This is a genomic window from Streptomyces sp. APSN-46.1 (genome assembly GCF_022815725.1).
Lineage (GTDB): Bacteria > Actinomycetota > Actinomycetes > Streptomycetales > Streptomycetaceae > Streptomyces.
Genome location: NZ_JALGRF010000002.1, coordinates 1,153,162 through 1,174,813 on the forward strand (window position 1 = coordinate 1,153,162; position 21,652 = coordinate 1,174,813).

The following is a 21,652-nucleotide window of genomic DNA, read 5'->3' on the forward strand; positions in this document are numbered from 1 at the left end:
TACTGTGGTTTCACCGACGCGGGGTGGAGCAGCTCGGTAGCTCGCTGGGCTCATAACCCAGAGGTCGCAGGTTCAAATCCTGTCCCCGCTACTGAAGATGAAGGCCCGGATCCATGGGATCCGGGCCTTCGTCATGTCCGGGGAGGGCTCGGGGTAGCTGGAACGGGTGAGTTGAGGCGGGAGCGTGTTTGACTTGTCTCCCTGTGGGCATGTCGACAAAACGCTGTAGTGACCTCACTGACTGCGACATACCAGGTGTACGCGGGTAGCAGGTGATGCGACGATGGGATTTATGGGGGACAGGTCAACTCTGCTGGAGACAGGGCGGTTTGTGAGGGCGGAGGCCGAGCCGGGCACGGGAGCCGTAGAGGTGGCTCGGACCGTTAACGCGCAGACCGCATTGACCGATGCGGATTTCGCGGACGAAGCGTTCGTCGAGGCGGACGTGGCGAGTGTCGCCGAGCTCGAAGCCCGGCACCGGGTGGCCGCCGACAAGGGCGACCCGGGCGCCATGAGCGTGCTCGGGGCGCTGCTGCTGCGCCGCGGCGATCTCGCCGGGGCGGAGCCCTACCTGCGCGGCGCCACCGCGGAAGGAGACCGGGCCGCCGCGAACAATCTGGGCGTACTGCTGCACCAGCGCGGCTACCCCGAGGAGGCGGCCGGCTGGTGGCGGGTCGCCGCCGTGGCCGGTTCGGCCCCGGCCGCGCACGCCCTGGGCCGCCACTACCGCGAGCGGGGAGACGAGCCGGCGGCCGAGTACTGGATGCGCCAGGCGGCGGAATCCGGCCACGCGCTGGGCGCGTACGGGCTGGCCGACCTGCTGGAGCACCGCGGCGACAAGGGCGTGGAGCGCTGGTTCCGGGCCGCCGCCGAACAGGGGCACCGCGAGGCGGCGTACCGGCTGGCGCGGCACCTGCGCAAGGGCGACCCGGCCGAGGCCGAGCAGTGGTACCGGCAGGCCGCCGCGCGCGGACACCGGCGGGCCGCGCTGCACCTGGGCGCGCTGCTGGAGGCGCGCGGCGAGCTCAAGGAGGCCGGGCGCTGGTACCTGACCTCGGCGAAGCAGGGGGAGGCGCGTGCGGCGTGCGCGCTCGGCTTCCTGCTGCGCGACGCCGGGGACGAGGACAGCGCGGCCGCGTGGTGGCACCGGGCGGCGCAGGACGGCGACGGCAACGCGGCGAACGCCCTGGGCGCGCTGCACGCGGCGCGCGGGGAGACCCAGACCGCGGAGCGCTGGTACCGGGCCGCCATGGACGCGGGCGACCAGAACGGGGCGTACAACCTCGCCCTGCTCTGCGCCGCCCAGGAGCGGACCGCGCAGGCCGAGCAGTGGTACCGGCGGGCGGCGTACGCGGGGCACCGCGAGGCCGCCAACGCGCTGGCCATCATGCTGCTCCAGGTCGGGGACGCGGCGGGAGCCGAGCCCTGGTTCTCGAAGGCGGCGGAGGCCGGCAGCGTGGACGCCGCGTTCAACCTCGGGATCCTCTTCGCCAGCCGCGACGAGGACCGGACGGCGCTGAAGTGGTACGAGCGGGCCGCGTCGGCGGGGCACACCGACGCGGCGCTCCAGGTCGGCATCGCCCTGGTCCGCGACGGCGAGGAGCGGGCCGCGGAACGGCACCTGCGGTGCGCGGCGGGCGGCGGCAGCGCGGAGGCGGCGTTCCGCCTCGCCTCGCTGCTGGAGTCGCTGGCCCCGCCGCCGGAGCCGGTGGCGCTGGGCGAGCCGGTGGGCGGTGTCGCGAGGACCGAGAGCGAGGAGTGGTACGAGCGGGCCGCCGAGCAGGGGCACCGGCGCGCGCAGGTGCGGGTCGGCATGCTGGCCGCCGCGCGGGGTGACCTGGGGGTCGCCGCGCGCTGGTACCGGGAGGCGGCCGAGGCCGGCTCCCGGAACGGGGCGTTCAACCTGGGGCTGCTGCTGGCCCGCGAGGGGAACGAACCGGAGGCGGCGCTGTGGTGGACCCGGGCGGCGGTGGCCGGCCATGGCCGTGCGGCGCTGCGGCTGGGCTTGCTGGCCGCGCGGCACGGGGACCTCGCGGAGGGGCAGAAGTGGTGCGTACGGGCCATGGAGCTGGGCCCGGCGGAGGTCTCGGAGCGGGCGGCGCGGTTGCGCGACGCCCTGGCCGAGGAGCTCTCCGCCTGACCCCGGCACCAGCGATTTGCTTCTGATGGGGGGCCTCACGTAAAGTCGTGTTTACCGACGCGGGGTGGAGCAGCTCGGTAGCTCGCTGGGCTCATAACCCAGAGGTCGCAGGTTCAAATCCTGTCCCCGCTACTGAATGACTGAGGCCCGGATCCCATGGATCCGGGCCTCAGTCGTTTCCGGGTGCGATCGAAGAGGCGAAGGGGCCCCGGAGCGTCTGCTCCGGGGCCCCTCTCCTGTCTAGGCGGGCTGTCTAGGCGCCGGCGCAGTTCGGGCAGAGCCCGCGGTACGTCACCTCGACGCCCGAGACCGTGAAGCCGAAGCGCTCGGAGTCGGGGAGGTCGGCCAGCGGGTTGCCCGCCGGGTGGACGTCGCGGATCGCGCCGCACTGGGCACACACCAGGTGCTGGTGCGGGTGGTGGGCGTTCGGGTCGTACCGCTTGGCCCTGCGGTCCGTGGAGACCTCCAGGACCTCGCCGAGCGTCACGAGCTCGCCCAGCGTGTTGTAGACCGTCGCGCGCGAGATCTCCGGCAGTTTGGCCACGGCGCGCGCGTGCACCTCGTCGGCCGTCAGGTGGACGTGGTCACCGTCGTCGAGCACCTCGGCCACGACGCGCCGTTGTGCGGTCATGCGCCATCCGCGTCCGCGAAGTCGTTCCAGCAGGTCACTCATGCCGCCAGCCTAACAGCGAGGCGACCCGGTGCAGGTCCCGAACCGTTGTCGAATTGGATGCTTGCTTGACTTAGACAAAGTCCATTGTAGGATCCGTTACGGCAAACGCCGAGGACAGGTGCTGGAATGACGCAGGAGGCGCACGTGACGCAGGGACCGCTCACCACGGAGGCCGGGGCTCCGGTCGCCGACAACCAGAACAGCGAGACCGCCGGCGTCGGCGGGCCCGTTCTCCTCCAGGACCAGCTCCTCCTTGAGAAGCTCGCCCACTTCAACCGCGAGCGCATCCCGGAGCGCGTGGTGCACGCCCGTGGCGCCGGTGCGTACGGCACCTTCACGCTGACGCGCGACGTCTCTCGGTGGACCCGCGCCAAGTTCCTCTCCGAGGTCGGCAAGCAGACCGAAACGTTCCTGCGCTTCTCCACCGTCGCCGGCAACCTCGGTGCGGCCGACGCCGTGCGCGACCCCCGCGGCTGGGCGCTGAAGTTCTACACCGAAGAGGGTAACTACGACCTCGTCGGCAACAACACCCCGGTGTTCTTCATCAAGGACGCCATCAAGTTCCCGGACTTCATCCACACGCAGAAGCGCGACCCGTACACGGGCTCGCAGGAAGCCGACAACGTGTGGGACTTCTGGGGTCTGAGCCCCGAGTCCACCCACCAGGTGACCTGGCTGTTCGGCGACCGGGGCATCCCGGCGTCGTACCGCCACATGAACGGCTACGGCTCGCACACGTTCCAGTGGAACAACGAGGCCGGCGAGGTCTTCTGGGTCAAGTACCACTTCAAGACCGACCAGGGCATCAAGAACCTCACCCAGGCCGAGGCCAACAAGCTCGCCGGTGAGGACCCGGACTCGCACCAGCGCGACCTGCGCGAGGCCATCGAGCGCGGCGAGTTCCCGACCTGGACCGTGCAGGTCCAGATCATGCCGGCGGCCGAGGCGGCCGAGTACCGCTTCAACCCGTTCGACCTCACCAAGGTGTGGCCGCACGAGGACTACCCGCCGATCGAGATCGGCAAGCTGGAGCTCAACCGCAACCCGGAGAACGTCTTCGCCGAGGTCGAGCAGAGCATCTTCAGCCCCGCCCACTTCGTCCCCGGCATCGGTCCGTCCCCGGACAAGATGCTCCAGGGCCGTCTCTTCGCGTACGGCGACGCCCACCGCTACCGCGTCGGCATCAACGCCGACCACCTCCCGGTGAACCGTCCGCACGCCACCGAGGCGCGCACCAACTCCCGCGACGGCTCCCTCTACGACGGCCGCCACAAGGGCGCGAAGAACTACGAGCCGAACAGCTTCGGCGGTCCGTTCCAGACGGACCGCCCGCTGTGGCAGTCCACCGCGGTGACCGGCGGCACGGGCAACCATGCCGCGCCGATCCACCGCGAGGACGACGACTTCGTCCAGGCGGGCCATCTCTACCGCCTGATGTCGGAGGACGAGAAGTCCCGTCTGATCGAGAACTTGTCCGGCTTCATCGCCAAGGTCTCCCGTGACGACCTCGCCGAGCGCGCGATCAACAACTTCCGTCAGGCCGACGGTGACTTCGGCAAGCGTCTGGAAGCCGCGGTCCAGGCCCTCCGCGGCTGAGCGGACCGCTTGCCGCGGTAAGACGCCGGGCCGGCACCCCCTGGGGGAGCCGGCCCGGCGTTGTGCTGCCGTGGCGAAGCCGCCTGCTCCGGTGCTGCGCCGCTCCGGTGCTGCGCCGCTACGTGCTACGCCGCTACCGTGCTGCGCCGGGCCGGCACCCAGCAGCGGATGATGTCGCGTACGGACACGATGCCCACCGGTCCGCCGCCCTCCAGCACGATCAGGTGCCGGAAGCCGCCGTGAGCCATGGCCTCGGCAGCTTCCTGGAGGGTGGCGTCCGGGGTGCAGAACACCACGTTGTTGGTGGTGTGCGCGCCCACGGCCTCCCGGTCGGGATCGTGGCCCGCGCCGATCGAGTTGAGGATGTCGCGCTCGGTCAGGATTCCGATGCCGCTGTGTTCGGGGTCGAGGACGACGGCCGCGCCGACGCGCCGGCCGGACATCAGGCAGGCCGCCTGACGGAGGGTGTGCGCGGGTCCGAGGGTGAGGATCACGGTGCTCATGGCGTCGCGGACGAGCATGAAGAGAGCCACCTCCTGGGTGAGTCCCCCGCTTGGGTGGGTGCGCCGACAGACGAAGTCCCGGACTGAGAGAAGGCCGGACTTAGAGAAGGGATGCACAAGCGCACAAGCGGGGGGACTCTCAGATTCCCACGGACACGGAGGGTCAGCAAGGAGGCGTACGGGAGGGATTGCCCGGCGGGCACGCGTCAGGCGCGCGGACGCAGGTATCCGAGCATCTCCTCGTGCAGCAGCCCGTTCGAGGCCGCCGCGTTCCCGCCGTGCACGCCTTCCGCCCCGTCCAGGCTGGTGAAACGGCCGCCCGCCTCCTGGACCACGACCGCGATGGCCGCCATGTCCCAGAGGTTCAGCTCCGGTTCGGCGCACAGGTCCAGCGAGCCCTCCGCGACCATCATGTACGGCCAGAAGTCGCCGTACGCCCGCGTACGCCAGCAGGCGCGGGTCAGGTTCAGGAACCCGGGAAGCCGGCCCTGCTCCTCCCAGCCGCTCAGCGAGGAGTAGGAGAAGGACGCGTCGCCCAGGGTCGCGACCTTCGACACGCCGAGCGCGGTGGGCTCGCCCGCCGTCTCGCCCAGCGCGCCGCCCGCGTACGCGCCGCCACCCTGCGCCGCCCACCAGCGGCGGCCCAGCGCCGGCGCGGAGACCACGCCGACCACCGGGTGGAAGACGCCGTCCGCGCCCTGCGCCATCAGGGAGATCAGGGTCGCCCAGACGGGCACCCCCCGCACGTAGTTCTTCGTACCGTCGATCGGGTCCACCACCCAGCGGCGCGGGCCGGTGCCCTTGAGGCCGTACTCCTCGCCGAGGATCGCGTCGTCGGGGCGCGCGGCCAGGATCCCGGCCCGGATGATCTCCTCGGCGGCCTGGTCGGCCTCGCTCACCGGTGTCATGTCCGGCTTGGTCTCGACCTTCAGGTCGAGGGCTCGGAACCGCTGCATCGTGGCGCTGTCCGCCGCGTCGGCGAGCTCAAGGGCAAGGCGCAGATCATCGTCATACTCGGGCATGGCCGAACAGTATCGGGACTCCAGTACCCCGGCGAACGAGGTCCACGGTGCGGCCGGACGTGCCCGTGGACAGAAGACGCGCCCTTGACAGGATCTGGCGGCCCGTCAACTCTGGCGGGGAAGCCAAGCGGAACCCCGCGGAGGTCGATTGGCCGAACGGGGCGGCGCGAAGGGGACGCGAAGGGGAGGCGCGGATGCCGGCAGCCCGGGAGTCCTTGCTGGAGGCGGCGGGAGCGGCGCTCTCGGCGCGCCCCTGGCCGGCCGTGCGGATGGTCGACGTCGCGGCGGCCGCCGGGGTGTCCCGGCAGACCCTCTACAACGAGTTCGGCGGCAAGGCGGGCCTGGGCCGCGCCCTGGTCCGGCGGGCGGCCGACCGGTACCTGTCCGGGGTGGACCGCGCCCTCGGCTCCCCGGCGGAGCGGGGCGAGCGCCTCGCCGCCGTAGCGGAGTGGACCGTACAGGCGGCCCGCGCGCATCCCCTCGTACGGGCCCTGCTGACCGGGTTCTGGGACGGGAACCTGCCCGTGCCGCCGGGGGAGCCGTATCACCCCGGGCTCCCCGCGCTGGGGCCCGGGGACCTCACGCGAGCGGTCCGCGAACGCGTGGCGGTCGCGCTCGCCCCGGGGGACGGCGCGCGGCAGGGGGAGCTCGCGCTGCGCCTCGCGCTCTCCTACGTGATCGTCCCGGGGGAGGAGCCCGGGCTCGGCGAGCTGGTCCGGCTGCTCAGTGCGCCGAACCGGACAGCTGAAGGCCGATGACGCCCACGATCACCAGCGAGATCGAGACGAGTTTGAGGGTGGACACCAGATCGCCGAGGAAGACCATCCCGTAGACGGCGGTCCCGGCCGCCCCGATGCCCGTCCACACCGCGTACGCGGGACCGACGTCCAGCTTCTTGAGCGCGAGTGTCAGCAGACCGAAACTGCCGATCGCGAAGCACGCGAAGGCCACGGTCGGCCACAGCCGGGTGAAACCGTGGGACAGCTTGAGGCAGACCGCGAAGCCCGTCTCCAGGATTCCGGCGACAACGACCAGCAGCCACGCCATGGCGAATGCCTCCCCGCGTCACGTGACCACGCGTCACTTGATGCGATTATGCACTTACCAGACGCGATCCCCCAGCAAACCCAGCAAACCCGGCAAACCTGGTGAACCTGGTGAACCGCCCGTACGGCGATCGGCGATCAGTCGCCTTCGCGGCGCTCCCGCGTCTCCAGCAGCCGCCGCAGCGAATACAGCCGCGCCGGGTCCGCGTGGCCGTCCTCCACCCACTTGTCGAGCGCGCAGTCCGGCTCGTCGTGGCTGCACGCGCGCGGGCAGTCCTCCGTACCCGGCACGAGGTCGGGGAAGGCCAGGATCACCCGGGACGGGTCCACGTGGTGCAGGCCGAAGGAGCGCACGCCCGGGGTGTCGATGACCCAGCCCTCCATCCCGGGCAGCGGCAGCGCCAGCGCCGAGGTGGTGGTGTGCCGGCCGCGCCCGGTGACCGCGTTGACCACCCCGGTCGCCCGCTTGCGGTCCGGTGCCACCAGGGAGTTGACGAGGGTGGTCTTGCCGACGCCCGAGTGCCCCACGAACGCGGTGATCCGGCCCTCCAGCCGCTCGCGCACCTTGGCGGCCGCGTCGCCCGTCGCCAGTTCCTCGCGGTTGGTCACGACGTAGTTCACGCCGAGCGTGGAGTAGATCTCCAGGATCTTGTCCGCCGAGGTCAGGTCGGACTTGGTGAGCACCAGCAGCGGCTCCAGTCCGGCGTCGTACGCGGCCACCAGACAGCGGTCGATCATCCGGGGCCGGGGCTCCGGGTCGGCCAGGGCCGTGACGATGGCCAGCTGGTCGGCATTGGCGACGACCACCCGCTCGTACGGGTCGTCGTCGTCCGCGGTGCGCCGCAGGACGGACTTGCGCTCCTCGATCCGCACGATCCGGGCGAGGGTGTCCTTCTTGCCGGACAGGTCACCGACGATCCAGACCCGGTCGCCGACCACCGCCGCCTTGCGGCCCAGCTCGCGGGCCTTCATCGCGTGCACGGGGCGGCCCTCGACCAGGCAGGTCAGCCGGCCGCGGTCGACGGTCAGGACGAAGCCCTCGGCCGCGTCCTCGTGCTTGGGCCGGATGCTGGTCCGGGGCCGGTTGCCCTTGGGGTTGGGGCGCTGGCGGATGTCGTCCTCGTCGGTGTGCTTGCCGTACCTGCGCATGACGAGCCCTACGCTCCCGCTCCCGGTCCAGCGAGCATGTCTGTCCACATCTTCGGGAAGTCCGGCAGGGTCTTCGCGGTCGTGGCCACGTTCTCGATCTCCACGCCCTTCACCGCCAGGCCGATCACCGCGCCGGCCGTGGCCATCCGGTGGTCGTCGTACGTGTGGAACACCCCGCCGCGCAGCGGGCGCGGGCGGATGTGCAGGCCGTCGGCGGTCTCGGTGACATCGCCGCCGAGCCCGTTGATCTCCTTGGTGAGCGCCGCCAGCCGGTCCGTCTCGTGCAGCCGCAGGTGGGCCACCCCGCGCAGGGTGGACGGGGAGTCGGCCAGGGCCGCCACGGCCGCGATACCGGGGGTCAGCTCGCCGACCTCGCCCAGGTCCACGTCGATGCCGTGGACCGTGCCGGTGCCGGTGAAGACCAGGCCCGCGTCGGTCAGCTCGCAGGAGCCGCCCATCTCCGTGAAGATCCGGCGCAGCGCGTCACCGGGCTGCGTGGTGCGGCGCGGCCAGTCCGGGACGGTGACCGTGCCGCCGGTGATCAGGGCCGCGGCCAGGAAGGGCTGGGCGTTGGAGAGGTCCGGCTCGACGACCATGTCGCGGCCCAGCAGCGCGCCGGGCGCGACCCGCCAGACGTTCTTCTCGCCGCCGGCCTCCGGGGTGTCCACCTGGGCGCCGGCCGCGCGCAGCATCTCCACGGTCATCCGGATGTGCGGCATCGAGGGCAGGGTCGTGCCCACGTGCCGGACCTCGATGCCCTGGTTGAAGCGCGGGGCGGAGAGCAGCAGCGCGGAGACGAACTGCGAGGAGTTGGTGGCGTCGATCTCGACCGTGCCGCCCTCCAGGGCTCCGCCGCCCTGGACGGTCAGGGGCAGGGCGCCCCGGCCGTCGTCGTCGATCCGGGCACCGAGGGCGCGCAGGGCGCTGATGACCTGGCCGAGGGGGCGCTCGTAGGAGCGCGGGTCGCCGTCGAAGCGGATGTCGCCGGAGGCGAGGGTGGCGACGGGCGGCAGGAAGCGCATGACGGTGCCCGCGTTGCCGACGTCGATGGTGGCCGGGCCGTGCAGGGCGGCCGGGATGATCCGCCAGGCCTCGCCGCCGGTCCCGTCGGCCGCCGAACTGGAGGAGACGGTCTCCTCGATGCCCACGCCCATCGCGCGCAGCGCGTCCGACATCAGCTGGGAGTCGCGGGAGCGCAGCGGACGGCGCACCCAGCCCGGCTCGGCGGCCAGGGCGGCCAGCACCAGCGCGCGGTTGGTGACCGATTTGGACCCCGGCACGGTGACGGTGGCGTGTACGGCCCCGTCCGCGAGCGGGGCGGGCCAGAGGGCGTGGAGCGCGGGGGATGCGGTCATGGCCCCCACTTTAGTGGCTCCGCGTGGCCCCGGATCTTGATCATGAGCCCGTCTCAGAGCCCGAGAAGCCAGCGCCCGCCGCCGATCAGGGAGCACAGCGCGACGGAGTGGAAGAGGAACAGCCAGACCAGCGGGTGCACATGGGTGAGGCGGCCCAGCTGGTCCGCGTCGGAATCCGGCGCTCCACCGTGCCGCCGTTTGGCCTGGAGTTCGAAGACCGGCCGGACGCCGCCCAGCAGCAGGAACCACACCACCACGTAGGCGAACACCGCCTGCACCTCGGCCGCGGTCAGCCAGGACACCAGGACGAACGTTCCGCCGGTGAGCAGTACCGTCAGCGCCCCGTACGCGTTGCGGATCATCACCAGCATCGCCACCAGCAGCGCGGTCGCCGCCCACAGCAGCAGCGTGATCCGGTGCGCCGACAGCAGCGCGGCCCCGCCGAGCCCGAGCAGCGAGGGCGCCGTGTACCCGGCGGCGGCGGTCAGGACCATGCCGAGGCCCGTCGGCTTGCCGCGGCTGACGGTGACGCCGCTGGTGTCGGAGTGCAGCCGTATCCCGTCGAGGCTCCGCCCGGTCAGCAGCGCGAGCAGCCCGTGCCCGCCCTCGTGGGCGATGGTGATCGCGTTGCGGGACAGCCGCCACAGCGGGCGCGGTCCCACGGTGGCCAGCGCGACCACGCCCGTCACGATCACCAGCCACAGCTCGGGCGGGGTCTGTATGCCCGTGAGCCGGTCCCACAGACCGGCTGTCGTGGTGCTGTCCATAGAGTGGCGGACTCCTTGCGGTGGTGGTGAGGTGTCGTGGCAGTGTGGCAGCCATGTGCGGACGTTATGCGGCGAGTCGTAGGCCCGAGGACCTGGTGGGACTCTTCGGTGTCGAGAAGTGGGAGCCCGAGGAGGCGCTGGCCCCCGACTGGAACGTGGCCCCGACGAAAGAGGTCCACGTCGTCCTCGACCGTCCTGTGAAAGACGCTCCGGACCCCCGTCCGGTTCGGCAGCTGCGCGTGCTGAAGTGGGGGCTCGTCCCCTCCTGGGCGAAGAACCCCGAGGGCGCCGCGCGGATGATCAACGCCCGGGCCGAGACCCTCGCCGAGAAGCCGTCCTTCCGCCGCCCCTTCGCGCAGCGCCGCTGCATCATCCCCGCCGACGGCTACTACGAGTGGGTCACCGCCCACGACGAGCGGGAGCTGGAGGTCGAGGGCAAGAAGAAGCGGGCCCGCAAGCAGCCCTACTTCGTGCTCCCCGCCGACGGCTCCGTCTTCGCCATGGCCGGGATCTACGAGTTCTGGCGCGACCGGACCCTGCCCGACGAGCACCCGCTCGCCTGGTGGGTGACCTGCTCGGTGATCACCACCGAGGCCGAGACCGGGCCGCTGGGCGTGGCCCCCGCCGAAGGGCCGCGCTCCCTCTCCGACATCCACCCCCGGATGCCGCTGATGCTGACCCCCGACAAGTGGGACCCCTGGCTCGACCCGGCCCGGACCGACGTCGAGGAGCTCCAGGACCTGCTGGCACCGCCGCCGGGCGGGCTGATGCGCGCCTACCCGGTGTCCACCGCCGTGAGCAACGTACGCAACAACGGGCCCGAGCTGCTGGAGGAGCTGGCCGCGCCGGAGGAGGGCACGCTCTTCTGACCCGGGCATCTTCTGACCGGGCATCTTCTGACCCGGGCAGGATGGAAGGCATGAGCACCCGCACGCAGAGCGTCGACACCCCGGCGGGCGAGGCCCGCGTCACCTGGCACACCGCCCGCGAGGCCCGGCTCGTGCTCGCCGTCAGCCACGGGGCCGGCGGCGGCATCGAGGCCCGGGACCTCCAGGCACTGGCCGCGGCGCTGCCCGCCCGCGGCATCACCGTGGCGCTGGTCGAGCAGCCCTGGCGGGTGGCCGGCAAGAAGGTCGCCGCCGCGCCCAAGGTGCTGGACGAGGGCTGGCGCGCGCTGTGGCCCGCGCTGGCCGGGGCCGGGCTGCCGGTGGTGGCCGGCGGGCGCAGCGCCGGGGCCCGGGTGGCCTGCCGGACCGCCGCCGAGCTGGACGCGGCCGGGGTACTGGCGCTGGCCTTCCCGCTGCACCCGCCGGGCCGGCCCGAGAAGTCCCGGGCGCAGGAGCTGCTGGGCGCCGGGCGGCCCGCGCTGGTGGTGCAGGGCGGCCGCGACCCGTTCGGCCGCCCCGAGGAGTTCCCGCCGCCGGGCGCCGGGGACCCGTACCGGCTCGTGGAGGTCCCGTACGGCGACCACGGCTTCGCGGTGCCGAAGAAGGCGGAGCTGACGCAGGAGGAGGCCCTCGCGGTGATCACCGAAGCGGTCGGCGGATGGCTGGAGGAACTCTCCGACGTTCTGAGCGCGACCTGACATATTCCGGAGTGATCCGCCTCACCTTGGCCGACGGACCCGCCGAAAGGCCGGGCAGGGGGCCTGAAACCCTTGCCGCGCCCGGGAATGCGCCGCCGGACCCGTCTGTTGACTCCAACGTCGGTACACACGGGAAATTCGTCGGAGGAGAGGAAGCGCATGGCCCAGGTCATCAGCCAGAACCGTCCGCAGGCCGCTGACCTGGACTGGACGGTGCTTCCTGCGCCCAAGCGCGGTCGGCCTCGGGCGGCGGAGGCCCGGGATGGTCGACTATTCTCCGATTCGAGCGGGTCCGCTTTCGGAGCCGCCACGCAGTCGGAGGAGGTGGGTCCTGTCGCTGGGACCGACGAAGGCCACGCGGAGGAGACGACCCTGGAGCGGAACGCGCGCTTCGAGCGGGACGCCCTCGGCTACCTCGACCAGATGTACTCGGCCGCGCTGCGCATGACGCGCAATCCGGCCGACGCCGAGGACCTGGTCCAGGAGACGTATGCGAAGGCATACGCGTCCTTCCACCAGTTCCGCGAAGGCACGAATCTGAAGGCGTGGCTGTACCGCATTCTGACCAACACCTTCATCAACTCCTACCGCAAGAAGCAGCGCGAGCCGCAGCGCAGCGCCGCGGAGGAGATCGAGGACTGGCAGCTGGCACGCGCCGAGTCGCACATGTCGACCGGTTTGCGTTCCGCCGAATCGCAGGCGCTGGACCACCTGCCCGATTCGGATGTGAAGGAAGCGCTCCAAGCCATTCCGGAGGAGTTCCGCATCGCGGTCTACCTTGCCGACGTAGAGGGCTTTGCGTACAAGGAGATCGCGGACATCATGGGTACACCCATCGGGACAGTCATGTCGCGACTGCACCGTGGCCGCCGTCAACTCCGCGGAATGCTGGAGGACTACGCCCGCGAGCGCGGGCTGGTCCCGGCGGGCGCGGGAGAGTCGAACGACCTGAAAGGCTCGGGCTCATGAGCTGCGGAGAGCCGCACGAGACGGACTGCTCTGAGGTCCTGGACCACCTTTACGAGTTCCTTGACCACGAGATGCCGGACAGTGACTGTACGAAGTTCGAGACGCACTTCGGGGAGTGCAATCCCTGTCTTGAGAAGTACGGCCTCGAACAGGCCGTGAAGAAGCTGGTGAAACGCTGCTGCGGATCGGACGACGTGCCGACCGACCTGCGGTCCAAGGTGATGGGCCGGATCGAGCTGATCCGGTCGGGACAGGCCGTGCCCGATCACGACATCACCGATGTGACGGCGGGACCGGCCAGTCCCGCGGCCGGCTGATCGTCTGCTGAACGACCGCCCCCGGAAGGGCACTTCCTTCACCCGAAGGTGCTAATCCGGGGGCGTCCGCATGGCCCAATATGAAAATGTGGCCCGCCGCGCTCGGGCAGAGCGCCGGGCAGGCCAGTCATCACGGGGTGCTCCAGATCGTGGCCGTCGTCGTCGCGGCCGTCCTCGCCGGGGGCCGGACCGGCCGGCCCTACGGACCACCCGATCGGCTCACTGGCGGCCCTGGGAACAGCTCAGGCTGGGTACCGGGCGGGACTACCGCCCCGAGGTCGTGGAGTCGTTGGCGAGGGTTCTGGCCAGGGGCGGACGTGCCAGAGTTGTTCCCGTCCCACCGGGGTAACCCATGGGTAATGAGCGGCCGTCCGAGCGGGCATGGTTGGATGCCATTGAGAGAGTCAGTGTGTCCGTGAGAGCGTCCGCAAGGCTGCTGCACCGTTGGACCGGCAGGCGGGAATCGTGAGGATCTTCGGGAAGGTACGGCATCGGCCCTCCGCCTCGTGGCGGCAGGCCACCGACCGCGCGTTCACGCTGATCGGCGACGGTCGGTACGAGGACGCGGGTGCGCTCCTGACCAGGGCGGCGGACCTGGAGCCCTGGCTGTCGGAGTCCTGGTTCAACCTGGCCCTGCTGCACAAGTTCCGGCACGACTGGGAACAGGCGCGGGCCGCCGGGCTGCGCGCCGTGGCCCTGCTGGACCGCGAGGCCGGCGCCCCGGACTGGTGGAACGTGGGGATCGCCGCGACCGCGCTCCAGGACTGGCCACTGGCCCGGCGCGCCTGGCAGGCGTACGGGCTGAAGGTGCCCGGGGAGGCCGCCGGGAACGGTGAGCCGGTCGGCATGGAGCTGGGCAGCGCCGCCGTACGGCTGTCGCCCGAGGGCGAGGCCGAGGTGGTGTGGGGCCGCAGGCTGGACCCGGCCCGGATGGAAGTCCTGTCGATCCCGCTGCCCTCGTCCGGGCGGCGCTGGGGCGAGGTCGTCCTGCACGACGGGGTTCCGCACGGCGAGCGGGTCACCGCGGCCGGGCCCTCGTACCCCGTCTTCGACGAGATCGAGCTGTGGGCGCCCTCGCCCGTGCCGACCTGGGTGGTGCTGCTGGAGGCGGCCACCGAGGCGGACCGCGACGCCCTGGAGCAGCTGGCCTCGGACGCCGGGTTCGCCGCCGAGGACTGGTCCTCGTCGGTGCGGCTGCTGTGCCGGACCTGCTCGGAGAGCGCGATGCCGAGCGGTGAGGGCGACGGGGAGCACCTGGACCCGCACGACCACAGCGAACCGGGCCATCCCGGGCCGCTGGGCCACCGTACGGCGGGGTCGGGGTCGCTGTGGATGCCCGAGCGGGAGTGCGGGATCGCGGCGCCGGCCGGGCTGGTGCGAGGGCTGCTCGACGGCTGGGTCGCGGACAGCCCGGACAGCCGGGAGTGGCGGGATCTCGAGGAAGTCTGCTGAGCCGGGGCCGTAGGCTGTACGGGCACATCGGTGGCCATTGGTGACCATCGGTGAACGGACTTACGGAAGGCGTACGGCGGACATGGCGCAGCAGGAGAACGAGGTTGTCGAGATCGTGAACGACGGGTACGTCGTGGACACCGAGGACTGTGCGGAGCGCGAGCTCGCCCACCGCGAGCGCGGCACCGCCCGCCCCATCACCGTCGTCGGCAACCCGGTCCTGCACCGGGAGTGCAAGGACGTCACCGAGTTCGGCGACGAGCTGGCGCGGCTCATCGACGACATGTTCGCCAGCCAGAAGGCCGCCGAGGGCGTGGGCCTGGCCGCGAACCAGATCGGCGTGGACGCCAAGGTCTTCGTCTACGACTGCCCGGACGACGACGGCGTGCGGCACACCGGCGTCGTGATCAACCCGAAGCTCGTGGAGCTGCCGGCCGGCGCGCGGGTGCTGGACGACTCCAACGAGGGCTGCCTGTCGGTCCCGACCGCGTACGCCGAGCTGGCGCGCCCCGACTACGCCGAGGTGGAGGGCCAGGACGCGCAAGGCAACCCGATCAAGGTGCGCGGTACGGGCTTCTTCGCGCGCTGCCTCCAGCACGAGACGGACCACCTGTACGGGTACCTGTACATCGACCGCCTCTCGAAGCGCGACCGCAAGGACGCCCTGCGCCAGATGGAAGAGGGCACCCCGCGCTACGAGACGGTCCCCAACAACTAGGTCCCGACACAACTGGGACGCTAGGTCCCGACGGAGTTCCTAGGCGGCCTGCGGGCCCCGGAAGGCACGCCGGAACGCGTTCGGCGTGGTGCCCAGGGTCCGCAGGAAGTGGTGGCGCAGGGCGGCCGCGTTCCCGAAGCCGCTGCGGCCCGCGATCGCGTCCACCGTGTCGTCGGTGGCTTCGAGGAGTTCTTGCGCCAGCAGCACCCGCTGGCGCAGCACCCACTGGTACGGGGTGGTCCCGGTCTCCTGGAGGAAGCGGCGGGCGAAGGTGCGCGGGGACATGTGCGCGCGCTCCGCGAGCTGCTCGACGGTGATCTCGTCCTCCAGGTGGCGGGCCATCCAGCCGATCACCTCGCCGACCGTGTCGCAGGCGGTGCGCGGCAGCGGCCGCCGGATGTACTGGGCCTGCCCGCCGTCCCGGTGGGGCGGTACGACCATCCGCCGGGCGATGGTGTTGGCCACCTCGGCCCCGTGTGCCTGGCGGACGAGGTGCAGGCACGCGTCGATGCCCGAGGCGGTCCCGGCGGCGGTGATCACGGGGCCCTCGTCCACGTACAGCACGTCGGGATCGACCAGCGCCTTCGGATAGCGGCGCGTGAGGGCCGGGGCGTGCAGCCAGTGGGTGGTGCAGCGGCGGCCGTCCAGCAGCCCGGCCTCGCCGAGGACGAAGGCCCCGCTGCACACGCTCAGCACCCGAGCGCCCCGGTCCACGGCCCGGCGCAGGGCCGCGAGGAGGGGCTCGGGGTAGGTGCGTACGGGAGCCTCCCGGTCGGCGGGCAGACAGATCAGGTCGGCCTCCTCCAGCCGATCCAGCCCGTACGCGGGGGTGATCCCGAAGGCGCCGCCACCGGCGGCCAGCGGCCCCTCCTCCGCCGCGCACACGGCGAAGTCGCACACCGGGACGCCCATCTCGCTGCGGTCGATTCCGAAGACCTCGCAGAAGATCCCCAGCTCGAAGGGGGCGACGCCATTGACGAGGGCCACTGCCACGTTGTTCAGCATGACCCCAGTGTGGCAGTAATTCGGTCTTCGATGACAGTCCTGCCACTGTTCGATCATGGCCGATCAGGCGGACAGTGGAGGTATGAGCACCTTCGTGAACTACCTCGCCGTCCTCGCCCTCACCGCCGTCCTGATCGGGCCCAGCCTGTACGGGGCCCTGCGCGACCGACGGATCGACCGGCAGCTGCGGGCCGCCGCGACCCGGCGGGTGTGGCTGCCGCGCCAGCGGGCGGGGGGTCTCGCGCCCACCCGGCGGCGGCGCCGCGGCATCCGGTTCGGCACCTGGCGCCGGGGACGCATGGCGCTCTGAGCCCCGCCCCCGGAACGCGAGGAGCCGGGACGCGGCGATCCTCGCGTCCCGGCTCCTCGCGTTCCGGCTCCCGGCTCCCTTGCGTGGAGCGGGACTTAGCGGCGCGGGACTTAGAAGTCCTCGTCCAGGTCGACCGTGCCCTCGACCGCGACCTGGTAGGCCGACGGGCGCCGCTCGAAGAAGTTCGTCAGCTCCTGGACGCCCTGGAGCTCCATGAACGAGAACGGGTTCTGCGAGCCGTACACCGGCGGGAAGCCGAGGCGGACCAGGCGCTGGTCCGCGACGCACTCCAGGTACTCGCGCATCGACTCGGTGTTCATGCCCGGCAGGCCCTCACCGCACAGGTCGCGGCCGAACTGCAGCTCCGCCTCGACGGCCTCCTTCAGCATGTCGGTGACCTGCTGCTGGAGGGCGTCGTCGAAGAGCTCCGGCTCCTCCTTGCGGACGGTGTCCACGACCTCGAAGGCGAAGTTCATGTGCATGGTCTCGTCGCGGAACACCCAGTTGGTGCCCGTCGCCAGGCCGTGCAGCAGACCGCGCGAGCGGAACCAGTACACGTACGCGAAGGCGCCGTAGAAGAACAGGCCCTCGATGCACGCCGCGAAGCAGATCAGGTTCAGCAGGAAGCGACGGCGGTCGGCCTGCGTCTCCAGGCGGTCCAGCTTCTCGACCTCGTTGATCCACTTGAAGCAGAACTGCGCCTTCTCGCGGATCGACGGGATCTCCTCGACGGCGTCGAAGGCGGCCGCGCGGTCGTCCGGGTCGGGCAGGTAGGTGTCCAGGAGCGTCAAGTAGAACTGGACGTGCACGGCCTCCTCGAACAGCTGGCGCGAGAGGTAGAGCCGCGCCTCCGGGGAGTTGATGTGCTTGTAGAGCGTCAGCACCAGGTTGTTCGAGACGATCGAGTCGCCCGTCGCGAAGAACGCGACCAGACGGCCGATCATGTGCTGCTCGGCGGGCGTCAGTTTGGCGAGGTCGGCGACGTCCGAGTGGAGATCGACCTCCTCCACCGTCCAGGTGTTCTTGATCGCGTCCCGGTAGCGCTCGTAGAAGTCCGGGTAGCGCATGGGGCGGAGGGTCAGCTCGAAGCCCGGGTCCAGGAGGTTCTTGGTCTTGTCGGACGGGGTGGTGCTCATTACTGGCAGGCCTCGCAGGACTCGGGGTTCTCAAGGGAGCAGGCGAGCGCCTCGGCGTCGGCGATGGCCTGGGGCAGCGCGACGGGGGCGGCCGCCTGGGCGGCGCGGGCGATCTTCGTCGCCGGGCGCGAGCGCAGGTAGTACGTGGTCTTCAGGCCCTGCTTCCAGGCGTACGCGTACATCGAGGAGAGCTTCCCGATGGTCGGCGTCTCCAGGAACAGGTTCAGCGACTGCGACTGGTCGAGGAACGGCGTACGGGCCGCCGCCATGTCGATCAGGCCGCGCTGCGGGATCTCCCACGCCGTGCGGTACAGCTCGCGCACCTCGGCCGGGATCCAGCCGAAGCCCTGGACCGAGCCGCTGGACTCGCGCAGCGCCTCGCGGGTCTGCGCGTCCCACACGCCGAGCTGCTTCAGCTCCTCCACCAGGTAGCCGTTGACCTGGAGGAACTCCCCGCTCAGCGTCTCGCGCTTGAAGAGGTTGGAGACCTGCGGCTCGATGCACTCGTACACGCCGGCGATCGAGGCGATCGTGGCCGTCGGGGCGATGGCGAGGAGCAGGGAGTTGCGCATGCCGCTCTTGGCGACCCGGGCGCGCAGCGCGTCCCAGCGCTCCGGCCAGTTCAGCTCCACGTCGTAGTGGTCCGGGTGCAGGACGCCGCGCGCGGTGCGGGTCTGCTCCCAGGCCGGCAGCGGGCCGCTGCGCTCGGCGAGGTCGCACGAGGCCTCGTACGCGGCCAGCATGATGCGCTCGGAGAGCTTGGTGGACAGGGCCTTCGCCTCGGGGGAGTCGAAGGGCATCCGCAGTTTGAAGAAGACGTCCTGGAGGCCCATGGCGCCCAGGCCGACCGGGCGCCAGCGGGCGTTGGAGCGACCCGCCTGCTCGGTCGGGTAGAAGTTGATGTCCACCACGCGGTCGAGGAAGGTGACGGCGGTGCGGACGGTCTCGTCGATCCGCTCCCAGTCGATCTCGCCGTCGATCACGAACGCGCCCAGGTTGACCGAGCCGAGGTTGCAGACGGCCGTCTCGCCGTCGTTGGTGACCTCGATGATCTCGGTGCACAGGTTCGAGGAGTGCACGACCGTGCCCGGTTCGGCGGTCTGGTTCGCCGTGCGGTTGGAGGCGTCCTTGAAGGTCATCCAGCCCTGGCCGGTCTGCGCGAGGGTGCGCATCATCCGGCCGTACAGGTCGCGGGCGGGCATGGTCTTGCGGGCCAGGCCGTCCGCCTCGGCCTTGCGGTAGGCGGCGTCGAAGTCGTCGCCCCACAGGTCCACCAGTTCGGGGACGTCGGCCGGGGAGAACAGCGACCACTCGGCGTCGGCGTTCACGCGGCGCATGAACTCGTCCGGCACCCAGTGGGCGAGGTTCAGGTTGTGCGTACGGCGCTGGTCCTCACCGGTGTTGTCGCGGAGCTCCAGGAACTCCTCGATGTCCGCGTGCCAGGTCTCCAGGTAGACGGCGGCGGCGCCCTTGCGGCGGCCGCCCTGGTTCACGGCGGCGACGGAGGCGTCGAGAGTCTTCAGGAACGGGACGATGCCGTTGGAGTGGCCGTTCGTACCGCGGATCAGCGAACCGCGGGCGCGGATGCGGGAGTACGAGAGGCCGATGCCGCCGGCGTGCTTGGAGAGGCGGGCGACCTGGTGGTAGCGGTCGTAGATCGAGTCGAGCTCGTCCAGCGGGGAGTCCAGCAGGTAGCAGGAGGACATCTGCGGGTGCCGGGTGCCGGAGTTGAAGAGCGTGGGGGAGGACGGCAGGTAGTCGAGGCGGCTCATCAGCCGGTAGAGCGAGGCCACTTCCTCGACGGCCGGGAGGGTGTCGTCGGCGGCGAGGCCGCAGGCCACGCGCAGCATGAAGTACTGCGGGGTCTCGATGACCTGGCGGGTGATCGGGTGGCGCAGCAGGTAGCGGCTGTGCAGGGTGCGCAGGCCGAAGAAGCCGAAGCGGTCGTCGGCGCCCTCGGCGAGCGCGTGCTCGACCAGCGCGTCGAGGCGGGCGGCGTGGGCGCGGACGAACTCGGCCGTGCGGTCGGCGATCAGGCCCTCGCGGTGGCCGACCTCGACGGAGGCGGCGAAGGAGGTGGCCCCCTGGCCGACGGCCTCGTCCGCGACGGCCAGCGTCAGCAGGCGGGCGGCGAGCCGGGAGTACGCCGGGTCCTCGGAGATCAGACCGGCGGCGGCCTCGGTGGCCAGCCCGCGCAGCTCGGCCTCGTCTGCGACGGCGCTGCGGCCGCGCAGGGCGGCGGCGGCGACCCGGCCGGGGTCGGTGTCGGGGAGGTCGGCGGTCAGCTCGGTGAGAGTACGCAGCAGCGCGGCCCCCGGGCCTTCGGTGGTGTCGCCAGAAGTGGACTCGGCGCGCGGTGCGGAAGGCGCGATGGTCACGGCGGGAGCTCTCCCTCGCTCGGCCCGGTCATCGGCGGAGCGGGGCGCGAGCGGGCGCATGCGGGCGCGCGGGAACGCGACGTGCCGCATGGCGTCCACCGGCCCAACCGCGAGGCCCGGACGTGTCTCCACCCGGTTCGGTCGACCCGGGCGTGCTGTCGGCAGGTCCTCGGACTTGCGGGGTGCACCAATGGGTGCACTTCACACCGTTGCGGGACAGTTCCGGATTCACACCGGATTCCCCTGCGTTGACAGCGAGGATGAGCATACATGTGGGGGCCGCCCCGTGTGCGACCCCCTAGATGTTGTGTCTGCGTGGCTGCGTGGAGCTACAGTTCGAGACCGTACGTGAGCAGAGTGAGGCCGGGGAACGGCTGCCAGTCCCGCGCGGGGGTCCGTTCGAAGCCGAGGCGGTCGTAGATCCGGTGGGCGCCGGCCATGTCGTCCGACGTGGACAGGACGAGGCGCCGCACCCCCTCGATGGCCCGGGCGCGCTCGACGCACGCCCGTACGAGCGCCTCCCCGGCGCCCTGCCCGCGGCCCTCCCGGGCGACGGCCAGCATCCGGAACTCGGCCTCGTCGGCCCGCGCGATGTCACAGAAGGCACTCCCGGGCGGGGCGAAGGCCACACCCCCGATCAGGCGGCCGTCGTGCGCGACGGCGACGAGGATCTCGCAGACGGCGGCCCGCCCGGCCACGTCCCGCAGCCGCGAGAGGTAGGGGTCGTCCTCGCCGTAGGCGAGCAGCCCGTCCCCGAGATACACCCGCGCGGTGATCTCACCCAACTCTTCGTACTCGGCGGGTACGGCCGCCCTGATCTTGATATCCATGCGGTCGAGTGTGCAGGACGGGTGTCGGTGGTCGGCGCTATCGTCGGTACCAGCACCGTCGAGGAAGGCGAGCGAGCATGACCGCGAGGACCGGCCGGCCGCACCTGCTGACCGAGGAGTTCGAGGAATTGGCCCTGATGGCTCGCAACCAGCTGGAGGGAGTGCGGCTGGAGTTCATCGACGGGAGGCTGAGGAGCAAGGCCCCGCAAGACGGCGATCACGGGACGATCATTGAGTGGCTCACCCGGATCTGTATGCGGTACAGGCCTGAACTGTGGTCGTATCCGGGCCGGGGAATCAAGGTCCAGGAGCACCGGGCGGGCAGGGCCATTCCGGATGCCTCGCTGGCGCCCTCGGAGGCGTTCGCCGGAGAGGGCGAATGGTCCGAACCGGAACCGGTGCTGATGGTTGTCGAGGTGGCATCGTGGGACTCGGACACTGACCACCGGAACCGGCGGGAGTCGCCGCGCGTGTACGCGGAGACCGGTATTCCGGTCTATCTGCTCATCGACCGGCACACGTGCGAGGTCTTGGTCTACAGCGACCCCGACGGCCAGCGGTACGAGACCGTCCGCACCGTGCCGTACGGCAAGGACATCCACCTCCCCGACCCCGTCGGAATCACCCTCCACACCGAGCCCCTCAAGGACTGGGTGCGCTGAGGGACGCCGAAGGGCCCCGCCGGATCCGGCGGGGCCCTT

At 71.4% G+C, this 21,652-nt stretch carries 22 protein-coding genes, 2 tRNA genes and 1 riboswitch; of the genes, 13 read left to right on the forward strand and 11 right to left on the reverse strand.

Annotation, left to right across the window (positions count from 1 at the left end):
* The first annotated feature begins 17 nt into the window (after positions 1-17).
* The 3 genes from MTF65_RS11945 to MTF65_RS11955 all read left to right on the forward strand — a co-directional run bounded on the left by MTF65_RS11945 (position 18) and on the right by MTF65_RS11955 (position 2,272).
* Positions 18-91, forward strand: a tRNA-Met gene (locus MTF65_RS11945).
* A 201-nt stretch (positions 92-292) separates the two neighbouring features.
* Positions 293-2,140, forward strand: a complete 1,848-nt coding sequence (locus MTF65_RS11950) for a tetratricopeptide repeat protein (protein WP_374207210.1) — start codon at positions 293-295, stop codon at positions 2,138-2,140.
* 58 nt (positions 2,141-2,198) lie between these two features.
* Positions 2,199-2,272: transfer RNA gene (locus tag MTF65_RS11955), tRNA-Met, on the forward strand.
* Between the two features lie 121 nt (positions 2,273-2,393).
* Here the strand turns inward: MTF65_RS11955 and MTF65_RS11960 are convergent.
* Complete coding sequence (locus MTF65_RS11960) at positions 2,394-2,813, reverse strand: Fur family transcriptional regulator (protein ID WP_243628527.1); 420 nt, start codon at positions 2,811-2,813, stop codon at positions 2,394-2,396.
* Between the two features lie 126 nt (positions 2,814-2,939).
* On the opposite strand from MTF65_RS11960, the gene MTF65_RS11965 reads away from it, so the two are divergent.
* Entirely contained in the window at positions 2,940-4,409 is a 1,470-nt protein-coding gene (locus MTF65_RS11965) for a catalase (RefSeq protein WP_279398812.1), read from the forward strand.
* Between the two features lie 125 nt (positions 4,410-4,534).
* On the opposite strand, the gene MTF65_RS11970 is transcribed toward MTF65_RS11965, so the two are convergent.
* Both MTF65_RS11970 and hisN read right to left on the reverse strand, forming a co-directional pair.
* Entirely contained in the window at positions 4,535-4,930 is a 396-nt protein-coding gene (locus MTF65_RS11970) for a cyclic nucleotide-binding/CBS domain-containing protein (RefSeq protein ID WP_243628529.1), read from the reverse strand.
* 188 nt (positions 4,931-5,118) lie between these two features.
* Complete coding sequence (gene hisN / locus MTF65_RS11975; RefSeq protein ID WP_243628530.1) at positions 5,119-5,934, reverse strand: histidinol-phosphatase; 816 nt, start codon at positions 5,932-5,934, stop codon at positions 5,119-5,121.
* Positions 5,935-6,128: 194 nt separating this feature from the next.
* On the opposite strand from hisN, the gene MTF65_RS11980 reads away from it, so the two are divergent.
* Positions 6,129-6,692 (forward strand): TetR/AcrR family transcriptional regulator, encoded by a 564-nt coding sequence (locus MTF65_RS11980; RefSeq protein WP_243628531.1) that lies wholly within the window; start codon positions 6,129-6,131, stop codon positions 6,690-6,692.
* Here MTF65_RS11980 and MTF65_RS11985 read toward each other — a convergent pair.
* From MTF65_RS11985 to MTF65_RS12000, 4 genes are all read right to left on the reverse strand, one after another.
* A complete protein-coding gene (locus MTF65_RS11985; protein WP_243628532.1) occupies positions 6,658-6,981 on the reverse strand; it encodes a multidrug efflux SMR transporter in 324 nt (107 codons plus the stop codon). The two genes, MTF65_RS11980 and MTF65_RS11985, sit on opposite strands and share 35 nt — an antisense overlap.
* Before the next feature lie 137 nt (positions 6,982-7,118).
* The gene (rsgA, locus tag MTF65_RS11990; RefSeq protein ID WP_243628533.1) at positions 7,119-8,129 is read right to left on the reverse strand and encodes a ribosome small subunit-dependent GTPase A; all 1,011 of its coding nucleotides are present in this window, start codon (positions 8,127-8,129) and stop codon (positions 7,119-7,121) included.
* A gap of 8 nt (positions 8,130-8,137) precedes the next feature.
* Positions 8,138-9,484 (reverse strand): 3-phosphoshikimate 1-carboxyvinyltransferase, encoded by a 1,347-nt coding sequence (gene aroA, locus MTF65_RS11995; RefSeq protein ID WP_243628534.1) that lies wholly within the window; start codon positions 9,482-9,484, stop codon positions 8,138-8,140.
* Positions 9,485-9,537: 53 nt separating this feature from the next.
* Positions 9,538-10,251: a M50 family metallopeptidase gene (locus MTF65_RS12000; protein ID WP_243628535.1), complete on the reverse strand. Its 714-nt coding sequence runs from the start codon at positions 10,249-10,251 to the stop codon at positions 9,538-9,540.
* Between the two features lie 53 nt (positions 10,252-10,304).
* Here MTF65_RS12000 and MTF65_RS12005 point away from each other — a divergent pair, with 53 nt between their 5' ends.
* The 6 genes from MTF65_RS12005 to def all read left to right on the forward strand — a co-directional run bounded on the left by MTF65_RS12005 (position 10,305) and on the right by def (position 15,292).
* Positions 10,305-11,120, forward strand: a complete 816-nt coding sequence (locus tag MTF65_RS12005; protein WP_243628536.1) for an SOS response-associated peptidase — start codon at positions 10,305-10,307, stop codon at positions 11,118-11,120.
* A 50-nt stretch (positions 11,121-11,170) separates the two neighbouring features.
* Positions 11,171-11,836: an alpha/beta family hydrolase gene (locus tag MTF65_RS12010; protein ID WP_243628537.1), complete on the forward strand. Its 666-nt coding sequence runs from the start codon at positions 11,171-11,173 to the stop codon at positions 11,834-11,836.
* Positions 11,837-12,160: 324 nt separating this feature from the next.
* Positions 12,161-12,805, forward strand: coding sequence for a sigma-70 family RNA polymerase sigma factor (locus MTF65_RS12015; RefSeq protein ID WP_243628689.1), 645 nt, complete (start codon positions 12,161-12,163; stop codon positions 12,803-12,805).
* On the forward strand, positions 12,802-13,122 hold the full coding sequence (gene rsrA, locus MTF65_RS12020) for a mycothiol system anti-sigma-R factor (RefSeq protein ID WP_243628538.1): 321 nt from the start codon (positions 12,802-12,804) through the stop codon (positions 13,120-13,122). The genes MTF65_RS12015 and rsrA overlap by 4 nt, the downstream gene beginning before the upstream one ends.
* Positions 13,123-13,587: 465 nt before the next feature.
* Complete coding sequence (locus tag MTF65_RS12025) at positions 13,588-14,574, forward strand: hypothetical protein (RefSeq protein WP_243628539.1); 987 nt, start codon at positions 13,588-13,590, stop codon at positions 14,572-14,574.
* Positions 14,575-14,656: 82 nt separating this feature from the next.
* The gene (gene def / locus MTF65_RS12030; protein ID WP_243628540.1) at positions 14,657-15,292 is read left to right on the forward strand and encodes a peptide deformylase; all 636 of its coding nucleotides are present in this window, start codon (positions 14,657-14,659) and stop codon (positions 15,290-15,292) included.
* Positions 15,293-15,331: 39 nt separating this feature from the next.
* Here def and MTF65_RS12035 read toward each other — a convergent pair whose 3' ends face one another.
* Positions 15,332-16,297, reverse strand: coding sequence for a helix-turn-helix domain-containing protein (locus tag MTF65_RS12035; protein WP_243628541.1), 966 nt, complete (start codon positions 16,295-16,297; stop codon positions 15,332-15,334).
* Between the two features lie 82 nt (positions 16,298-16,379).
* On the opposite strand from MTF65_RS12035, the gene MTF65_RS12040 reads away from it, so the two are divergent.
* On the forward strand, positions 16,380-16,607 hold the full coding sequence (locus MTF65_RS12040) for a hypothetical protein (RefSeq protein WP_243628542.1): 228 nt from the start codon (positions 16,380-16,382) through the stop codon (positions 16,605-16,607).
* Between the two features lie 110 nt (positions 16,608-16,717).
* On the opposite strand, the gene MTF65_RS12045 is transcribed toward MTF65_RS12040, so the two are convergent.
* From MTF65_RS12045 to MTF65_RS12055, 3 genes are all read right to left on the reverse strand, one after another.
* Positions 16,718-17,743, reverse strand: coding sequence for a ribonucleotide-diphosphate reductase subunit beta (locus MTF65_RS12045; RefSeq protein WP_243628543.1), 1,026 nt, complete (start codon positions 17,741-17,743; stop codon positions 16,718-16,720).
* On the reverse strand, positions 17,743-20,121 hold the full coding sequence (locus tag MTF65_RS12050) for a ribonucleoside-diphosphate reductase subunit alpha (protein WP_243628544.1): 2,379 nt from the start codon (positions 20,119-20,121) through the stop codon (positions 17,743-17,745). The genes MTF65_RS12045 and MTF65_RS12050 overlap by 1 nt, the downstream gene beginning before the upstream one ends.
* A 164-nt stretch (positions 20,122-20,285) precedes the next feature.
* A riboswitch (cobalamin riboswitch) is annotated at positions 20,286-20,364 on the reverse strand.
* 86 nt (positions 20,365-20,450) lie between these two features.
* Positions 20,451-20,951: a GNAT family N-acetyltransferase gene (locus MTF65_RS12055; RefSeq protein WP_243628545.1), complete on the reverse strand. Its 501-nt coding sequence runs from the start codon at positions 20,949-20,951 to the stop codon at positions 20,451-20,453.
* 77 nt (positions 20,952-21,028) lie between these two features.
* On the opposite strand from MTF65_RS12055, the gene MTF65_RS12060 reads away from it, so the two are divergent.
* Positions 21,029-21,613, forward strand: a complete 585-nt coding sequence (locus MTF65_RS12060; protein ID WP_243628546.1) for a Uma2 family endonuclease — start codon at positions 21,029-21,031, stop codon at positions 21,611-21,613.
* Positions 21,614-21,652: the final 39 nt, after the last annotated feature.

Coding starts and splice junctions, on each gene's coding strand:
- MTF65_RS11950 (WP_374207210.1), top strand. CDS start 293: ATGGGGGACAGGTCAACTCTGCTGGAGACAGGGCGGTTTGTGAGGGCG.
- MTF65_RS11960 (WP_243628527.1), bottom strand. CDS start 2,813: ATGAGTGACCTGCTGGAACGACTTCGCGGACGCGGATGGCGCATGACC.
- MTF65_RS11965 (WP_279398812.1), top strand. CDS start 2,940: ATGACGCAGGAGGCGCACGTGACGCAGGGACCGCTCACCACGGAGGCC.
- MTF65_RS11970 (WP_243628529.1), bottom strand. CDS start 4,930: ATGCTCGTCCGCGACGCCATGAGCACCGTGATCCTCACCCTCGGACCC.
- hisN (WP_243628530.1), bottom strand. CDS start 5,934: ATGCCCGAGTATGACGATGATCTGCGCCTTGCCCTTGAGCTCGCCGAC.
- MTF65_RS11980 (WP_243628531.1), top strand. CDS start 6,129: ATGCCGGCAGCCCGGGAGTCCTTGCTGGAGGCGGCGGGAGCGGCGCTC.
- MTF65_RS11985 (WP_243628532.1), bottom strand. CDS start 6,981: ATGGCGTGGCTGCTGGTCGTTGTCGCCGGAATCCTGGAGACGGGCTTC.
- rsgA (WP_243628533.1), bottom strand. CDS start 8,129: ATGCGCAGGTACGGCAAGCACACCGACGAGGACGACATCCGCCAGCGC.
- aroA (WP_243628534.1), bottom strand. CDS start 9,484: ATGACCGCATCCCCCGCGCTCCACGCCCTCTGGCCCGCCCCGCTCGCG.
- MTF65_RS12000 (WP_243628535.1), bottom strand. CDS start 10,251: ATGGACAGCACCACGACAGCCGGTCTGTGGGACCGGCTCACGGGCATA.
- MTF65_RS12005 (WP_243628536.1), top strand. CDS start 10,305: ATGTGCGGACGTTATGCGGCGAGTCGTAGGCCCGAGGACCTGGTGGGA.
- MTF65_RS12010 (WP_243628537.1), top strand. CDS start 11,171: ATGAGCACCCGCACGCAGAGCGTCGACACCCCGGCGGGCGAGGCCCGC.
- rsrA (WP_243628538.1), top strand. CDS start 12,802: ATGAGCTGCGGAGAGCCGCACGAGACGGACTGCTCTGAGGTCCTGGAC.
- def (WP_243628540.1), top strand. CDS start 14,657: ATGGCGCAGCAGGAGAACGAGGTTGTCGAGATCGTGAACGACGGGTAC.
- MTF65_RS12035 (WP_243628541.1), bottom strand. CDS start 16,297: ATGCTGAACAACGTGGCAGTGGCCCTCGTCAATGGCGTCGCCCCCTTC.
- MTF65_RS12040 (WP_243628542.1), top strand. CDS start 16,380: ATGAGCACCTTCGTGAACTACCTCGCCGTCCTCGCCCTCACCGCCGTC.
- MTF65_RS12045 (WP_243628543.1), bottom strand. CDS start 17,743: ATGAGCACCACCCCGTCCGACAAGACCAAGAACCTCCTGGACCCGGGC.
- MTF65_RS12055 (WP_243628545.1), bottom strand. CDS start 20,951: ATGGATATCAAGATCAGGGCGGCCGTACCCGCCGAGTACGAAGAGTTG.
- MTF65_RS12060 (WP_243628546.1), top strand. CDS start 21,029: ATGACCGCGAGGACCGGCCGGCCGCACCTGCTGACCGAGGAGTTCGAG.